Consider the following 1,232-nt stretch of genomic DNA (forward strand, 5'->3'; position numbering starts at 1 on the left):
GTCATGATTCACTCCTGCCGAGGCGGCGGGAGATGATCGATGGCGAGACAGGCGGGTTTTTGGAGCGTCGAGGATCGGCTGGCGGAGATCTCGGACGGGGGCGATCCGCTGGAGACGCTGGCCGCAACCGTGGACTTCGAGATGTTCCGGCCGATCCTGGAGCGGGCTGCCGGGCACAAGCGCTCGCCGAAGGGCGGGCGGCCGGCAATGGACGTGGTGCTCAAGTTCCGGATGCTGGTCTTGCAGAGCCTGCACGGGCTGAGCCTCGAGGCGACGGAACGCATGGTCCGGGACCGTCTGAGCTGGATGCGGTTCTGCGGTCTCGGTATCGCCGACCCGGTGCCGGACGCGAACACGCTCTGGGATTTCCGCGAGGCGCTGATCCGGGCGGAGATCTTGGACGAGCTGTTCCGGCGGCTGGACCATGCGATCAACGTCGCCGGGTTCATCCCGCGCTCGGGCCAGATCGTGGACGCGAGCCTGGTGGCCGCACCCCGGCAGCGCAATACCGAGGACGAGAAGGCCGCGATCAAGGCGGGCAAGACGGCGCGGGAGATCTGGCCCGAGCAACCCGCCAAGGCGGCCCAGAAGGACACCAGCGCGCGCTGGACGGTCAAGTATTCCAAGGCGAAGGCCCGAGCTGACGGGAGCAAGCCTGTCGACATCGCGATCCCGATCTTCGGCTACAAGTCCCATGTCAGCATCGACCGGATGCACGGGATCATCCGCCGCCAGATCGTCACCGATGCGAGCGCCCATGACGGCGCCCGGCTGCGCGAGGGGCTGATCCAGACGTCCAACACTGCGCGCGACGTCTGGGCGGACAGCGCCTACCGGTCCGCGGAGAACGAGGCTTGGCTCGCGGCCCAAGGCATGAAGAGCCAGGTCCACCGCAAGAAGCCCCGCGGCCGCCCGATAACCAAACGGACCAGTCGCGCCAATGGCCGCAAGTCGGCGGTCCGCGCCAGGGTCGAGCACGTCTTCGCCCAGCAGAAGGATCGGATGGGTCTGACGATCCGGACGATCGGTTTGGCGCGCGCGAAGGCCACGATCACGCTCGCCAACATGGCCTACAACATGACCCGCTTCAGGTGGCTCCTCGGTCGAGCCGCGCCCGCCTGACCGGCATCACGCCTCGAACCCCTCTTCTGGCCGGCCAGCCCGGGCCGAAACCGCACCAGCCTGCGCACTTGTCTGCCAAAACCCTCACCGCCAGGCGAAATCGACAGGTT

1 protein-coding gene is annotated in these 1,232 nt (G+C 67.5%); it reads left to right on the plus strand.

The window, feature by feature from the left end; genetic code table 11:
• Positions 1-39: 39 nt before the first annotated feature.
• Entirely contained in the window at positions 40-1,122 is a 1,083-nt protein-coding gene (locus DR046_RS22930; RefSeq protein WP_115384637.1) for an IS5 family transposase, read from the plus strand.
• Positions 1,123-1,232: the final 110 nt, after the last annotated feature.

The organism is Jannaschia formosa, assembly GCF_003340555.1.
GTDB classification, from domain to species: Bacteria; Pseudomonadota; Alphaproteobacteria; order Rhodobacterales; family Rhodobacteraceae; genus Jannaschia; species Jannaschia formosa.

Coding starts and splice junctions, on each gene's coding strand:
- DR046_RS22930 (WP_115384637.1), top strand. CDS start 40: ATGGCGAGACAGGCGGGTTTTTGGAGCGTCGAGGATCGGCTGGCGGAG.